General features: G+C 67.5%; 13 protein-coding genes, 1 pseudogene and 1 riboswitch. Of the genes and pseudogenes, 8 read left to right on the forward strand and 6 right to left on the reverse strand.

Going from position 1 to position 15,708, the window contains the following annotated elements:
* Positions 1–166: 166 nt before the first annotated feature.
* Positions 167–2,557, forward strand: coding sequence for a trehalase-like domain-containing protein (locus JF66_RS11600; RefSeq protein WP_051973460.1), 2,391 nt, complete (start codon positions 167–169; stop codon positions 2,555–2,557).
* Between the two features lie 599 nt (positions 2,558–3,156).
* Positions 3,157–3,738 carry a hypothetical protein gene (locus JF66_RS24360; RefSeq protein ID WP_231556392.1) on the forward strand — a complete coding sequence of 194 codons (582 nt, stop codon included), beginning with the start codon at positions 3,157–3,159 and terminating at the stop codon, positions 3,736–3,738.
* 23 nt (positions 3,739–3,761) lie between these two features.
* Here the strand turns inward: JF66_RS24360 and mmsB are convergent.
* From mmsB to JF66_RS11625, 4 genes and pseudogenes are all read right to left on the reverse strand, one after another.
* Positions 3,762–4,664: pseudogene (mmsB, locus tag JF66_RS11610) on the reverse strand (3-hydroxyisobutyrate dehydrogenase); the annotation flags it as partial.
* 13 nt (positions 4,665–4,677) lie between these two features.
* Complete coding sequence (locus JF66_RS11615) at positions 4,678–5,766, reverse strand: enoyl-CoA hydratase/isomerase family protein (protein ID WP_035878089.1); 1,089 nt, start codon at positions 5,764–5,766, stop codon at positions 4,678–4,680.
* The gene (locus JF66_RS11620; RefSeq protein WP_035878090.1) at positions 5,763–6,902 is read right to left on the reverse strand and encodes an acyl-CoA dehydrogenase family protein; all 1,140 of its coding nucleotides are present in this window, start codon (positions 6,900–6,902) and stop codon (positions 5,763–5,765) included. Before JF66_RS11620 ends, JF66_RS11615 begins: the two co-directional genes overlap by 4 nt.
* Positions 6,903–6,904: 2 nt before the next feature.
* On the reverse strand, positions 6,905–8,404 hold the full coding sequence (locus tag JF66_RS11625) for a CoA-acylating methylmalonate-semialdehyde dehydrogenase (RefSeq protein ID WP_035878091.1): 1,500 nt from the start codon (positions 8,402–8,404) through the stop codon (positions 6,905–6,907).
* A gap of 130 nt (positions 8,405–8,534) precedes the next feature.
* On the opposite strand from JF66_RS11625, the gene JF66_RS11630 reads away from it, so the two are divergent.
* Together JF66_RS11630 and JF66_RS11635 are read left to right on the forward strand one after the other, a co-directional pair.
* A complete protein-coding gene (locus JF66_RS11630) occupies positions 8,535–9,311 on the forward strand; it encodes an electron transfer flavoprotein subunit beta/FixA family protein (protein WP_035878104.1) in 777 nt (258 codons plus the stop codon).
* Positions 9,312–9,377: 66 nt separating this feature from the next.
* Entirely contained in the window at positions 9,378–10,349 is a 972-nt protein-coding gene (locus JF66_RS11635) for an electron transfer flavoprotein subunit alpha/FixB family protein (protein WP_035878092.1), read from the forward strand.
* Between the two features lie 42 nt (positions 10,350–10,391).
* Here JF66_RS11635 and JF66_RS11640 read toward each other — a convergent pair whose 3' ends face one another.
* Both JF66_RS11640 and JF66_RS11645 read right to left on the reverse strand, forming a co-directional pair.
* Entirely contained in the window at positions 10,392–11,042 is a 651-nt protein-coding gene (locus JF66_RS11640; RefSeq protein WP_231556393.1) for a DUF305 domain-containing protein, read from the reverse strand.
* A 49-nt stretch (positions 11,043–11,091) separates the two neighbouring features.
* Entirely contained in the window at positions 11,092–11,667 is a 576-nt protein-coding gene (locus JF66_RS11645) for a hypothetical protein (RefSeq protein ID WP_156109757.1), read from the reverse strand.
* 247 nt (positions 11,668–11,914) lie between these two features.
* On the opposite strand from JF66_RS11645, the gene JF66_RS11650 reads away from it, so the two are divergent.
* From JF66_RS11650 to thiE, 4 genes are all read left to right on the forward strand, one after another.
* Complete coding sequence (locus JF66_RS11650; RefSeq protein ID WP_035878094.1) at positions 11,915–12,781, forward strand: hypothetical protein; 867 nt, start codon at positions 11,915–11,917, stop codon at positions 12,779–12,781.
* Positions 12,782–12,883: 102 nt separating this feature from the next.
* On the forward strand, positions 12,884–14,170 hold the full coding sequence (locus tag JF66_RS11655) for an ATP-binding protein (RefSeq protein WP_035878096.1): 1,287 nt from the start codon (positions 12,884–12,886) through the stop codon (positions 14,168–14,170).
* 35 nt (positions 14,171–14,205) lie between these two features.
* Positions 14,206–14,304, forward strand: a riboswitch (TPP riboswitch).
* Complete coding sequence (gene thiM, locus JF66_RS11660) at positions 14,295–15,107, forward strand: hydroxyethylthiazole kinase (RefSeq protein ID WP_197059400.1); 813 nt, start codon at positions 14,295–14,297, stop codon at positions 15,105–15,107. It overlaps the preceding riboswitch by 10 nt.
* On the forward strand, positions 15,104–15,708 hold a 605-nt coding region (thiE, locus tag JF66_RS11665), incomplete at its 3' end, for a thiamine phosphate synthase (protein ID WP_035878097.1). The genes thiM and thiE, both read left to right, overlap by 4 nt.

Here is a 15,708-nt window from a genome sequence, read left to right on the forward strand (position 1 = left end):
GTGAAGAAGGTCTAACCTTCGTTCATGGGTTGAGAGATAGCGCTCGATTCGCGTCAGCGATTCTTGTAATAGCTGACTGGGTGACACTATCGAGAATCGGGACTCTTCCGATTACGGCACAACGGTATGTTCCCTGCCCCGAAATCCAGCCCCAAGGACTCACGCAATGCCACAAAGCCTGATTCGTTCGAGCCATCTTCCCCGCTCCGTTGCAGGCCTGTCACTCGGACTGCTGCAAGACCTTCAACAGCTGGCCCGCACACCGTCGTTGCTCGTTGCGTGCAACTACGGCGGCACGCTGTCCTATCACGGCGATTCGGCCGTTCCCTCGCAGCCGCTGGCCGAATCTGCCACGGCGTTGCGCGCCCTGGCCGCCCTGCCCAACACCCACACGGCCGTGCTGTCCGGACGCCCGTTGCGTGACCTCGCGGCCGATTCGCGTCTTCCGCGCGAGGTGCACCTCGTCGGCTCGCACGGAGCCGAATTCGATTCCGAGTTCTTCGCCGCCGCCGCCACCTCTGGCGAGGCCGAGGACTCCGGCATCGCCCTGGATCGGCTGCGCACCCGCCTGGGTGTGAGCGCAGCCTTTTTCGCCGGTGACGCGGCCAGTGACGAGCACGCCATGAACACCCTGCACGGTCCCGACATGGGCGTGCGCGTCGGTGCCGGCGAATCCGTGGCAGCGCACCACATCAGCGGCCCCGAGGTTTTGGCGCAGATGCTGGCGCTGCTCTTCGAGCTGCGCAAGGACTGGCTGTTCGGTCAGGAGGTCGTGGCCATCGAGCGCCACTCCATGATCGGCGACGGCACCACGACGGCACTCGTCACCCCGGATGCCCGCATCTGCTGGATGACGCATCCGCTGCCCGACTCCGGATCGCTGTTCGCCAGTATTCTGGGCAGCGATGAGGCCGGCCACTTCTCGATCGAGCCCGTGAAGAAGTCCCGGGTGCTCGGACAGCGCTACCTCGACAACACGATGATCGTGGAGACGCGCTGGGCGGATGTCACGGTGAAGGATTACATCGAACCGTCACCGCTCGGCATCACGAACCTCGTGCGCGTACTCACGGGCACCGGCTCGGCCAAGATCATCTTCGCGCCGCGCCCCGACTACTCGGCGGCCTACTTCAACATGCATGCGGATGCCGTGGGCGTGCACATCACCGGCACGTCCGATCCGATCACACTCTCGTCGCCGGGCGTCGACTTCGCGATCACCTCCGACGGGCGCAACGCCACGGCAACCGCCGTCGTTGACCTGTCGAAGGGACCGGTTGTGCTCAACCTGCGCTGCGGCGACACCGATTCCCTGGCTCCGGACGCGGCTGGGGAGCCCGAACGCCGCGCGGCCGTCGCGGCATCGTCGCGCGCCTGGGTCGGCAAGCTCACGCTTCCGAACGTGAAGCCGGCCCTCGTGGGGCGTTCGGCCCTCGTGCTGCGCGCCCTGACGTACGAGCCCACCGGTGCGGTCCTGGCCGCGTCGACCACGTCCCTGCCCGAGGGCATCGGCGGAACCCGCAACTGGGATTACCGCTACTGCTGGCTCCGCGACGGGTCCATGACCGTGAAGGCGCTCGTCGACCTCGGGTCCACCGTCGAGGCCGAAGGCTTCCTGCAGTGGCTCGATGGAATCCTGCAGCGCAGCCCGGGCGCCGAGTGGCTGCATCCGCTTTACTCGGTCTCGGGGTACTCGCTCTCGACTGAAGCCAGCCTCGAGTCGCTGCCCGGCTACGCCGGCTCACGTCCGGTGCGTATCGGCAACGCCGCGGACAATCAGGTGCAGCTCGACGTGTTCGGTCCGATTGCCGAACTCATCGACACGCTCAGCGCGCGTCGCGGAGAACTGACCGATTTCCAGTGGGGTCTCCTGGGGCAGATGGTCGACGCGGTCGAGAGCCGCTGGCAGGAACCCGACCATGGCATCTGGGAGGCCCGTCGCTCCCCGCGCCACCACACCTACACGAAGACCATGTGCTGGGTCACGATCGACCGCGCTCTCCGTGTCGCCGCCCGACACGGCCGCACGCCCGAGCCGCACTGGGAGCTGCTCGCCGAGACGATTCGCGAAGACGTGCTGATCGAGGGTTGGGATGACGACGTGAAGTCGTACACCGTGGCCTACGACAGCCCTGACCTCGACGCCGCCGTGCTGCACATCGGTCTGTCCGGGCTGCTCGACGTGAACGACCCGCGTTTTTACCAGACCGTCAGCGCGGTCGAACGCGAACTGCGCGTCGGCCCGACGGTGTTCCGCTACCGCTACGACGACGGCCTCCCGGGTCTCGAGGGCGGCTTCCACATCTGCACGACGTGGCTGATCGAGGCGTATCTGCTCACCGGCCGGTTCGACGAGGCCGAGGCCCTGTTCGACCAGTTGGTCACCCTCACCGGACCCACCGGCCTGCTATCCGAGGAGTTTGACCCCGCCACGGAGATCCACCTCGGAAACCACCCGCAGGCGTACTCCCACCTCGGGTTCATCCGCTGTGCCCAGCTGCTCGACGAGCACCGCAAGCGCGACGCGGTGCCCTACATGCTGGCCACCGCCCGCTGACCAACTCGTTGGTCGAGGCGCGACGAAGGAGCGCTTGGATCGAGCCTGTCGAGATCGAAACCGCGCAAGCTGACTCTCAGACTCGGCTCACCGGGTCTCGAGACACGCCGTAGACGGCGTTCCTCGACCAGCGGAATGGGGAAACCGCGGCGCTTTTCCCCCGCCTCAGGAGATGCAGCGCCTCTCCCCCTCTCGCTGGTCGAGGCGCGACGAAGGAGCGCTTGGATCGAGCCTGTCGAGATTGAGACCGCGCGAGCCGGCCCTCGGACCGGACCCGGGTCTAAGGACCGTCTTGCCAGGTCTCCTAAGGAGATACGGCGCCTCTCCCCATCTCGCTGGTCGAGGAGCGAGGAACGAGCGTCTCGAGACCGCGCAACCTGACTCTCAAACTCGGCTCACCGTGTCCCGTGTCTCGTGTCTCGTGTCTCGACAGGCTCGACAACCGGCGCCGTAGACGGCGTTCCTCGACCAGCGGAATGGGGAAACCGCGGCGCATCTCCCCCTCCCACGATGGCGCGAAGCGCCCGACCAGCTCGATCGCTCGTTCCTCGCGCCTCGACCAGCGGGGCGGTGCCTGCACGCGTGCTAGCATCCCGGGCATGAAGCAGGCAGAGTTGTTCCTTCAGGCGGATGCCGCGTTGCGCTCCGTCGTCGACCGGATCACCCCGCAGCAGCTCGGGCTGGCCGCCCCTGCCGAATGGTCCCAGAAGCCGAATCCCACGCTGCGGGACGTTCTGGCGTCCCACGCCCGGGACGAGGCTTGGGTTCCCGACGTGCTTGCGGGCCGCACCATCGAGGACGCCGGCACAACCTACGACGGCGACCTGCTCGGGGACGATCCGGTGGCCAGTTACGACCGGCTGAACGACCGTGCGACGGCCGCCATCACCGCCGACCTCGACCCCGAGAAGGTCGTGCACCTCAGCTACGGCGACTTTCCACTCGCCGAGTACCTGCAGCACGTGAGTGTGTATCGGGCATTCCAGGCCTGGTCGATCGCCCGGCTGATCGAGGTGCCCTTCCGCCTGGGCGACACGCTCGTCGACAACCTGTGGGAGGAGATAGTGCCCCAGATCGACGGCTGGCGCGAGATGGGCGTTTTCCCGCCCGAGGTCGCCGTGCCCGCCGACGCCGGTCGGGAGACACAGCTGCTCGGCAAGGCGGGGTACTGGCAGGAGTGAGGTGTCGCGTAGTTGGTGACCGCTGAATTGGCGCGAATGGTGTTGATGATGCCCGAGAAGTCCTGGCCGCTACCGCCGTCCTCCTCGGCGAAGCGGCGGTAGATGGCGGCGGCCAACGTGCCCAGCTCGGCACTCACCCCGGTGCTTTCGAGGGCGTTGACGGCGAGACCGAGGTCTTTGGCCATCAGGGCACCGGCGAAACCGGGCTGGTAATCGCGGTTCGCCGGGCTCGTGGGCACCGGCCCGGGCACGGGGCAGTTCGTGGTGAGCGCCCAACATTGGCCCGACGCCGCCGACGCCACATCGAAGAGGGCCTCGTGCGTCAGTCCCAGCTTCTCACCGAGCACGAACGCCTCGCTCACGGCGATCATGGAGACGCCCAGGATCATGTTGTTGCAGATCTTGGCGGCCTGACCACCACCCGAGCCGCCGCAGTGCACGATTCGGGCCCCCATTACCTCGAGCACCGGCTTCGCCGATTCGAAGTCCGCAGCCTCCGCTCCCACCATGAAGGTGAGGGTGCCGGCCGTCGCCCCGCCCACGCCGCCCGACACCGGGGCATCCAGACCACGGTGACCCGCCGCGACCGCGAGGTCCCGCGCAGTACGCGCATCGTCCACATCAATCGTCGAGCACTCCAGAAAGAGCGTGTTCGGGGCAGCGGATGCGATCAGCCCGGGGGTGGTCTCATCGCCCTGGTATGCGCCGAGCACGTGCCGCCCGCTCGGCAGCATCGTGATGATGACCTCAGCGTCGGCTACGGCCGCGGCCGCGGACTCCGCCACGGTGATTCCATTGATGGTGGCCTGTTCGAGCGCCGCCGGCACCAGGTCGAACCCGGTGACCGTGTGGCCGACCGCCACGAGGTTGGCCGCCATGGGCCCGCCCATGTGGCCCAGCCCGATGAATGCGATTCGTGTGCTCATGACACTCTCCTGTTCAATTCGTGTGGGGGCGGGCGAGCTCCGTGAGGCGAAGCTCATCCGGACCGAGGTCGGTGAAGTGCGAGGCGACCTCGTCATCGCTGACGTCCTCGAGTGTGCCGGGTGACCACTGCGGGGTTCGATCCTTGTCGATCACCATGGCGCGAATACCCTCACGGAAGTCCGGCCGCTTGAGGCTGTGTATCGAGACGCGGAATTCCTGTTCGAGGACCGCTTCCAGGCTGGGCAGCTGTCGGGCGCGGCGCAGGGATTCGAGTGTCACCTTCACCGCGGTGGGGGACTTGGCCAGAATGGCGTCCGCCGTGGCGCGGGCATCCGCGCTGGTGGACTGCTGCAGGTTTGCCACGATGAGCTCCGCCGTCGGTGCCGAGTAGCAGGCGTCGATCCACGCCACGGACGCGAGGAGGGGCGCCGGGGGCGGCGTCTCGGTGACGGAGTCCAGTGTCGCCGGCAGGTCGTCCACGTGGCTCATCTGTTCGAGGGCCCGCACGAGGGCAGGCAGGTTCTCGCTGGGCATGAATCGGTCCGCGAGACCGAGCATGATCGCGTCGGCGCCCGTGGCCGTGCCGGCCGTGAGGGCGAGGTGCGTGCCGAGTTCGCCGGGGGAGCGCGAGAACAGATAGGTGCCCCCGACATCGGGCACGAAGCCGATCGCTGTCTCCGGCATCCCCACCTTGGTGCGTTCGGTGACGATGCGCACGGCGGCGTGCGCGGACACGCCCACGCCGCCGCCGAGCACGAGTCCGTCCATCACCGCGATGAAGGGTTTGGGATACCGGGCGATCTGCAGATTCACCGGGTACTCGCCGGCCCAGAACGTCTCGGTCCCGGTACCGCCGGCCACGGTGTCGCGGTAGATCGCCACGATGTCGCCGCCGGCGCAGAGCGCGCGCTCCCCGGCCCCCGTGAGGAGCACGGCGTGCACCGCGTCATCCGTCGCCCACTCGGTGAGCGTGCGACCGATGGTCATCATCATGCCGTGGGTGAGGGCGTTCATGGCCTTCGGGCGGTTCAGGATGAGGTGGCCGATGCCGCCCTCCCGGCGCACGAGTACCTCGGGCTCCGGTTCCTGCGCGGCGGTCACGAGGCGTCCGCCAGGCTGCGGCCGATGATCAGGCGCATAATCTCATTGGTTCCTTCGAGGATTTGGTGCACGCGAAGGTCGCGCACGACCTTCTCGATTCCGTACTCGCTGAGGTAGCCGTAGCCGCCGTGCAGCTGGATGGCCCGATTGGCCACCGAGAAGCCGGTGTCGGTGGCCACACGCTTGGCCATGGCGCAGAGTCTCACCCGGTCGGGCGCGCCACGATCGAGGGCATCCGCCGCGCGCCAGATCATGGTGCGGGCGGTTTCGAGTTCGGTGTCCATGTCGGCGAGTTCGAACAGCAGGGCCTGCTGGGCGATCAGCGGTTTGCCGAAAGCCTGACGCTCCTTGAGATAGGCCACGGTCTGGTCGAGCGCCCATTGGGCCCCGCCGAGAGAACAGGCGCCCATGTTGATGCGCCCGCCGTTGAGGCCCTTCATGGCGATGCCGAAGCCGTCGCCCTCTGCGCCGAGACGGTGTGTCACGGGCACCCGCACGTCTTCCAGAATCACCTGGGCGGTGGGCATGGCGTTCCAGCCCATCTTCTTCTCGTTCGGACCGAAGGACAGCCCCGGGGTTCCGGCCGGAACGATGATCGCCGAGATGCCCTGGTTGCCGGTGTCGCTCGTGCGGGCCATCACGATGTACACGCTCGACGAGCCGGCGCCGGAGATGAACTGCTTCACCCCGTTCAGCACGTACTCGTCGCCGTCACGCACGGCCCGGGTGCGCAGGGCACCCGCGTCAGATCCGGCGTCGGGTTCGGTCAGGCAGTAGCTGCCGAGAGCCGTCATCGCGGCCAGCCCCGGGATCCATTCGGTGCGCTGCTCGTCGGTGCCGAAGGTGTCGATCATCCAGGCCACCATGTTGTGGATGGAGATGTAGGCGGCAATCGTGGGGTCACCCTTGGCGAGTTCCTCGAAGATTCGCGCGGCATCGCTTCGGGTGAGGCCGGAGCCGCCCACATCTTCCTTGACGTAGATGCCGCCCATGCCGAGGCCGCCCGCCTCCTCGAGCACGTCGATGGGGAAGTGTTTCGTCGCGTCCCATTCCACGGCGTGCGGGGCGAGCGCTGTCGTGGCGAAGTCGCGCACCATCTCCACGATGTCCTGTTGTTCATCCGTCAGCTGGAACATGCTCAACCCATCGTCGGAATGACGAAACTGGACTCATCCTTGACACCGTTGGGCCAGCGTGAGGTGACCGTTTTGGTCTTGGTGTAGAACCGGAACGAATCCGGGCCGTGCTGATTGAGGTCGCCGAAGCCGGAACGCTTCCACCCGCCGAACGAGTGGTACGCGATCGGCACGGGGATGGGCACGTTGACGCCCACCATGCCGGTGTTGACGCGGGCGGCGAAGTCCCGCGCGGTGCCACCGTCGTTGGTGTAGATCGAGACGCCGTTTCCGTATTCGTGCTCGCTCGGCAGGCGGAGGGCCTCCTCGTAGTTGTCGGCGCGAACGATGATCAGCACGGGACCGAAGATCTCCTCAAGGTAGATGCGCATGTCGGCCGTCACGTTGTCGAACAGGCTCGGGCCCATGAAGAAACCGTTTTCGTAACCGTCGAGACGGAAATCCCGACCGTCGACCACGAGGTCGGCGCCCTCGTCGATACCCACCTGGATGTACTCGGAGACTCGATCCACGGCCGGCTGATTGATGAGGGGGCCGTAGTCGGCTTTCTCATCGAGGCAGTGGCCGACCTTCACTGTCTTCACGCGCTCGATGAGCTTGGCTACGAGGGCATCCGCCGTGGCCTTGCCCACGGGAACGGCAACCGAGATGGCCATGCAGCGCTCGCCGGCGGCCCCGTAGCCGGCACCGATCAGCGTGTCGGCGACCATGTCGAGGTCGGCGTCCGGCATGACGATCATGTGGTTTTTGGCGCCGCCGAAGCACTGCGCTCGCTTGCCGTTGGCGGCGGCCCGCTCGTAGATGTACTGAGCGATCGGTGTGGAACCGACAAAGCCGATCGCCTTCACGCGAGAATCCTCCAGCAGGGCGTCGACCGTGTCCTTGCCGCCGTTCACCACGTTGAAGACCCCGGCAGGAAGTCCCGCCTCAAGGAACAGCTCGGCGATGCGCAGCGGCACAGACGGGTCGCGCTCCGACGGCTTGAGGATGAACGAGTTACCGCTCGCGAGAGCGGGCCCGGCCTTCCACAGCGGGATCATCGCCGGAAAGTTGAAGGGGGTGATGCCGGCGACCACGCCGAGCGGCTGGCGCATGGAGTAGACGTCGATGTCGGTGCCTGCCCCGGTGCTGTACTCGCCCTTGAGCAGATGCGGGCCTCCGGCGGCGAACTCGATCACCTCGAGGCCGCGCTGGATATCGCCCTTCGCATCGGCGATCGTCTTGCCGTGCTCGGAGGACAGCAGGCGCGCGAGGGAGTCCATTTCGGCGTTCACGAGGTCGAGGAAGCGCATGAGCACGCGGGCGCGCCGCTGCGGGTTCCACGCACCCCAGGCGAGTTGTGCTTCCTCGGCGTTGGCGATCGCGGCCTCGGTCTCTTCCCGGCTGGCGAGCGGCACACGAGCCTGAACCAGGCCGGTGTTGGGATCGAAAACATCGGAGAACTGGCCCGATGTGCCGGCAACGTGCGTGCCCCCGATGAAGTGCGTCAATTCGCGAACCATGCCGAACCTGCTTTCCGTAGCGACGTCCTTGTGCTGTCTCAGCCAAGATACTAGGAAGACCTAGTAATTACTAGGTCTTCCTAGTATCTTGGTCAAGACGCACGCCGCCGCCCTCGAAGGAGAGAAGCACATGAAGATCGTTGTTCTGGTCAAGCAGGTCCCCGATACCTGGGGCGAACGCACCCTTCGGGCCGACGGTACCGTCGATCGGGAGTCTGCCTCGGCCGTCATCGACGAGATCACCGAGCGGGCGGTCGAGACGGCGCTGCAGCTCCGTGAGGCACACAAGGGCACGGTGACGGTGCTGACAATGGGGCCGCCCGGGGCCGTGGATGTGCTCCGCAAGGCGCTGTCCATGGGCGCCGATTCGGCGATGCTGGTGACGGATGCGGCCTTCGCCGGCTCAGATGCCCTGCAGACATCGGCTGCGCTCGCCGCCGCGCTGCGCACCCTGGACTTCGACCTGGTGATCGCCGGCACGGAGTCGACCGACGGTGCCACGGGTGCGATCCCGGCCATGCTCGCGGAACGGCTCGACCTGGCCCAGCTCACCTTCCTGAGCACGGTGGTCGTGGACGGCGATATCGTGAGCGGCAGCCGTGCGGTTGAGGACGGTTCCCTCGATGTTCGGGCCCACTTGCCCGCAATCATCTCCATGACCGAGCAGGCCCCCGACCCCCGCTTTCCCACCTTCCGCGGCATCATGGGAGCGAAGAAGAAGCCCCTGACCACACTCTCCGCCGCGGACCTCGGGCTCGAACCGACAGAACTCGGCGGCGCCCACGCCTGGTCGCTCGTGCGCGACGTGACGGCCCGACCGCAGCGCAGTGCCGGCACCGTGATCACGGATGACGGCACGGGTGCCACGCAGCTCGCCGACTTCCTGGTCGCCGCCAAGCTCCTCTAGATCGACTCGACCGAACCGACTCGACCGAACCCAACTTGACCGAACCCGAATGTGAAGGACACCATCATGGGACAGATTCTCGTGCTCGCCGAGCACTCGCAGGGAACGCTCACCGCCGTCACCGGGGAACTTCTGGCCGCTGCCGCACGACTCGGCGAGCCCAGTGCGGTTCTCGTCGGCCGCCCCGGCACCGGCGACGCGCTCGTCGCCGCGCTCGGGGCGCTCGGGGCCCAGCGCGTGTATGTGGCTGAAGCGGATGAGGCCGAAACCCTGCTGATCACGCCGGCCGTGGCCGCGCTTGAGGCCGCCGTGGCAGCGGCCGGCGCCGTGGAGGGCGTGCTGATCACCGCGAGCATCGCGGGCCGGGAAATTGCCGCGCGGCTCAGCGTGCGTCTCGCCGCGGGGCTCATCAACGATGCCGTCGACATCGAATCGACCGACGACGGCATCGTGGCCACCATGCAGGCCCTCGGCGGTGCCTACATCGTGCGGGCGGCAGCCAAGTCCCTGCCCGTCGTGACGATTCGTCCGCACTCCATAGCGGGCACGGTACCGGCCACCGAACCGGAACGAGTCGATCTGGCGATCAGCCTCAACGGCGCGCATGCGGCGCAGATCACCGCGGTGCACGCCGAGACCGCCGCAACCGACCGGCCCGACCTCATGTCGGCGAGCGTGGTGGTGTCCGGCGGGCGCGGCCTCGGCTCGCGGGAGAATTTCACGCTCGTGGAGCAGCTGGCGGATGTTTTCGGTGCCGCCGTCGGGGCGTCTCGCGCCGCCGTCGACGCCGACTACTGCGACCACAACAGGCAGGTCGGCCAGACGGGCGTGACCGTGTCTCCGGACCTCTACATCGCCCTCGGCATCTCCGGAGCGATCCAGCATCGTGCCGGTATGCAGAGCGCGAAGACGATCGTCGTGATCAACAAAGACGCCGATGCCCCGCTGTTCGAGGTGGCCGACTTCGGCGTCGTCGGTGACCTGTTCACGGTCGTGCCGCAGCTCATTGAGGCCGTGCGAACGCGCCGACAGGCCTGAACGGGGATTCCGTCGCCTCGCGACGACGGAATCCCGGCGGTGCTAGAGGGCTGCGAGCAGGTCGTTCATCTGGGCGATCTCGGCGGTCTGTGAGGACACGATCGCCTCCGCGAGGGCCTGTGCCTCGGCGCTCTCCCCGTCGGCGATCTCGGCCTTCGCCATCACGATCGCCCCCTCGTGGTGCATGATCATCTGCCGCAGGAAGAGCGCGCCCGCATCCGCTGCTGAGGAGTCGCGCAGGGCCATCATGTCATCGTCGCTCATCATGCCGTTCGAGCCGTTACCCATACCGCCGTCGCCCATGTCGCCCATACCGCCCATGCCGCTGGGGTCGGTCTCCTCGGCGCCCCACTGCGTGAGCCAGCCCTGCATCTGATCGATTTCGGGCTGCTGGGCGGCCTTGATGGCGGTCGCGATGTCGGTGACCCGGGAATCGACGCCCTCCTTGGCGAGCAGGTCGTCGCTCATCTCGACGGCCTGCTCGTGGTGCGGAATCATCAACTGGGCGAACAAAACGTCGGCGTCGTTGAAGGCTCCCGTGCTCGATGACGGGCTCGAGGTTGACCCCGCCCCCGGGGCGGGAGCGGGGGCCGCGACCGCGCAGGAACTGAGGGTGAGTGCCGCGGCAATGGCGGCGGCGGCGAGAAATGACGTGCGTGTGGTGATCATGGTGTGTCCAATCAGAGTGAGCATGGGGGAACCTCGGAACAGCGCGACGGGGGTCGCGGGAGCGGGGCTCGGCCTACGTGCGGCAGATGGACAGCAGGGTGAGGGTGGGGCGGTGGGTGTGCCGCGGTGCCGGGTGGGGCTCTGGTGCAGGGATGTCTGCACCGCCGGTCTCGAGGAGTAATCGATGGCGCTCCGGGCGACGCAGCAGCAGCACGAGCAGCACAACGACCGCGAACATCACGCAGGTCAGCGCCAGCAGGGCACAGTCCAACATCCCGCTGTGCATGCTCGCGGACAGGGCCTCCGGCATCAGCATCACGGTGGCGGATGCCACGGATGCCACGGATGCGCCTGTTGCGCCTGATGTCCCTGATGCCCCGGCCGACTCGGGCATGGCCAGGGGAGAATGCGCGGCGACGGCTGTCGTTTCAGGCAGCGGGATGCTCATGGAATACCCGGTCTTCGCGGAATGCATGGCCAGCAGGCCGAAGAGCAGGGCGGCCAGCGCGACGACGGCGAGCACCGCGGCCACCGTCACTCGTGGGCGAGAGTTGTCGGCCATCTCACCACCCGTCACCGTCAGCATCCGATCGAATTGTAATACCCCCACAGAGTATCCGATGAGCACGCCCGTGCTGCCATGGGGCATGTGAAAACCATGTGAAAAAGCTGAGGGTGTTCGCCCGTTCCCGCCGCGACCGAGGTCGCGGTATCGGTCTCAGAACCAGCGAGCGAGGGGCCGGCGGCGGGGTTCGCTGCCCACCGAAAGGGGGGCGCGAACCTGAGTGCCCAGCTGGCACGGAGGCTCGGCAACGAAAGCATACCTATGCTCGGGCAATGCCCCCGTGGCACTCCGGCGATGGTCGGGAGCCACGAGCTATCGAAAGGAACAAAAAATGCCCCAGAACCACACCTCCAAGGCGTTCAACACTCCCCTCAAGAAGAAGATTTTCGGCGGAGCCATCACCGTGATGACCGCAGGATCCCTGCTGGGAATCGGCGCGGTCGGAGCACAGGCGGCGCCGCTCGACCACGTGACCGACACCACGGGAACATCCGCAACAACGACCACAGCGGCCGACGGTCAGGCCAACACGACCGACGACGTTATTGCCGCCGTCAGGGAGCAGCTCCGCGCCGCCGCGTCCGGGGAAGGCAGCGTAGGTGAGAAGGCCCAGAGGATCTCCGCGACCGTGGCCGGCCAGCCTGCGGTGTTCGAGAGCCTGCCCGCGAACCTGCAGGCCGACCTCACAGCGCTCAACGCGGCATCCGGTTCCGAGCGTGACGCGCTCGCCGCCCAGATCGGCACCACGGCCCTCGCCGGTGGCTACGGCGCGGATGCGCAGAGGATCGCGACGGCCGTTCAGGATAACCCGAAGCATCCCCTCACCGCGGCCCTGCACGCCCTCGCCGGCCCGTCCGGCGACCACTCCGGCGAACACGCCGACCGCAGCGCAGAGCGCACGGCGCAGCGCGTGACCGAGGCGCTGATCGAGAACCCCGATCTCTTCGCGAACCTGCCCGCGAACCTGCGGGATGATCTGACCGCGCTGAAGGATGTGCCCGACGCCGAGCGGGCCGCCGCCGCGGATCAGATCGAGTCCAAGGCCCTCGCCGGTGAGTACGGCACCGAGATCCAGAACATCGCCGGACACATCCAGTCTGATCATGAGGTAAATGCCGATCACGATGTAAAGGCCGGCGGCGATGTGAAGACGGACGCCGACGTGCAGACGGACGCGGACGTGAGCGCCGGCAAGTAGCCGACACCACCCTCTGTCGCGGTGGTCGGGAGCGCGCGCTCCCGGCCACTCGTGCGTGCGGTGGCATAGTGTGGCACCACATCCACTGACGTGAGGTACACAATGACCGGCTGGCGGCTACGCGACTTTCACCCCGACGATCTCGACGGAATCCTGCGACTCTGGGAGGAAATCAAGGCCTCCGACACCGAGCCCGTCTACGGGCTGTCCGAGGTGCTCGCCTCCTGTCAGAAGGACTACGCGATCGTCGCCGTGCACGGTGAGGAGATCGTCGGTGCGGCCGTGGGCCGTGCCGCCCACGCGCAGGGCTGGATCGTCTTCCTCGCCACGGCGCACGACTGGCAAAGCCAGGGCATCGGAACGGCAATTCTCGCAGCCCTTGAAGCGCGGATGGCCCCGCACGGCATGACAAAGCTGTCGGCCCTCATGCCCGAGTCCGAGACCCGAGTGGATGCCTTCATCAATCGCGGCTTCGAGGTGAAGAAGAACCTGCGGTACTTCGAGCGGCACATTCCGGTGCAGCGACAGGAACTCAAGCTGCTCACCGAACTCGGGGGCCGGCTGCTGCCCCGAGACCTGTGGAGCCGGGTGGGTGGCATGCAGCAGGAAAAAGAGCTGCTCGAACGACGACTCGTGATGCCGCTCGCCAAACCCGACCTCGCCGATCAGTATGGCGTCTCCGCACCCAAGGCGGTGGTGCTCTTCGGCCCTCCCGGCACCGGCAAGACCACCTTCGCCAAGGCGATCGCCTCCCGGCTGGAATGGTCGTTCGTCGAAGTCTTCCCGTCACGGCTCGCCGCCGACCCGCAGGGGCTCGCCGGGGCACTGCGCGAGACCTTCCTCAAGATCGCCGAGCTTGAGCACGCCGTGGTGTTCATTGACGAGGTGGAAGAAATCGCCGCCCAGCGGCAGGGCGACCCGCCCTCCGCGATGCAGGGCGTCACCAACGAGCTCTTGAAGATCATCCCCGCCTTCCGCGACCAGCCCGGCCGGCTCCTGGTCTGTGCCACCAACTTCATCCGCGCCCTGGATTCCGCGTTCCTGCGTCACGGCCGCTTCGACTACGTCATTCCGATCGGCCTGCCCGACGTGGCCGCCCGAGAGGCCATCTGGGAACGCTACATTCCCGAGGCCGTCACCGGGGTGGTCGATCTCGCCGCGCTGGTGGAGAAGAGCGAGGGGTTCTCGCCGGCCGATATCGAATACGCGGCGCACCGAGCCTCGCAGAACGCCCTGGAGAAGGCCCTGTACTCCGATGAGGAATCCCCGGCGCTGGCGGGCCCGAGCACCGAGGACTACGTCGCGGCCATCCTGTCGACGCGCACCACGGTATCCGCCGAGGTCGCCGCCGAGTTTCTGGAGGATATTCAGACACTCGCGCGGCTCTGATCCTCGCGGGAGCTGCCGCTGAACCCATAGTCTGGAACCGTGACACGGGGTGCCGTTGCAAACAGCCGGCTGAGAACAAACCCGTTGAACCTGATCTAGTCAGTACTAGCGAAGGGATGTCCGAGTGAATTCTCGTCTGTCAACCAACCATGCGGTCGCCGTTGCGGAGCACCTGGCGGAGCTGCGTCGCACGGCGCCGCTCGTGCAGTGCATCACGAACTCGGTGGTGACCAATTTCACCGCGAACGTGCTCCTGGCCGTCGGGGCCTCGGCGGCCATGGCCGACGTGCCGACCGAAGCGGCGATGTTCGCCCCGATCGCGGCGGGACTGCTGGTGAACCTCGGTACGCCGCACGCGGAGCAGCGGGTGGCCATGCTCGAGGCGGCACGTGCCGCCTCGCTCGCCGGAACACCCTGGGTGCTCGATCCGGTCGCGATCGGCCTGCTGCCGGTGCGCACCGCGCTCGCCGGCGAACTGCTGTCGCTGCGTCCCACCATCATCCGCGGCAATCCGTCCGAGATCCTCGCGCTTGCCGGAACCGGCGCCGGCGGTCGCGGCGTCGACTCGACCGACTCGGTCGAGGCCGCACGGCCGGCCGCGCGCGACCTTGCCCTCAGATTCGGCTCCATTGTGGCCGTGTCCGGGCCGGTGGACCTCGTGACGGATGGCGCCACCGACGTCCGCGTGCACAACGGGACCGAGCTGCTGACCCGGGTGACCGGCGGCGGGTGCGCCCTCGGCGCCGTGATCGCGGCCTTCGCCGCCCTCGGCGAGGACCGACTGTCCACGACGGTGGCGGCGTGTGCCGTGTACACGATCGCGGCCGATCAGGCGGCGGCGGTGTCCCACGGCCCTGGCAGTTTCGCGGTCGCCTTCCTCGACGCCCTGGCTTCGGTGAGTGCGGAGGACGTGCGGAACCTGGCGATGATCGAATGACCGGGCCACGGGCATCCGTCGACCTCTCGACCTATCTGGTGACCGACCCCGGCCTGAGCGGCGCCAGAGGGGTGCTCGCCGTGATCGAGGCCGCGGTAGCCGGGGGAGTCTCGGTCGTGCAGATTCGGGACAAGAACGCCTCCACGCGCGAGCTCTACGCCCTGCTGCTCGAAGCCGCGCGACTGACCGCCGGGCGGTGCGCACTCGTGATCGACGACCGAGTCGACGTCTTTCTTGCCGCCCGGGCCGTGGGTGCCGTTGTGGACGGTGTGCACGTGGGCCAGTCCGACCTGCCCGCCACCGTGGTTCGGGCACTGATCGGGCCGGGCGCGCTGCTCGGTCTCACCGCCAACCAGCCCGCCCACCTCGACGCGGTGCACGCGCTCGCACCGGGAACTGTCGACTACCTCGGCATGGGCGTGATCCGGCCGACCCTCACCAAGAAGGACCACCCGCAGCCGCTCGGCATCGAGGGCTTTGCCCGGCTGACCGCCACCACGTCGCTGCCCTGCGTCGCCATCGGCGGGGTCGCCCTCTCCGACACGGCTGCCCTGCGCGCTGCCGGGGCGGCCGGGCTGGCGGTGGTCTCCGCCATCTGCGC

The sequence above is a fragment of the Cryobacterium sp. MLB-32 genome, from assembly GCF_000738085.1.
In the GTDB taxonomy this organism is placed as follows: domain Bacteria; phylum Actinomycetota; class Actinomycetes; order Actinomycetales; family Microbacteriaceae; genus Cryobacterium.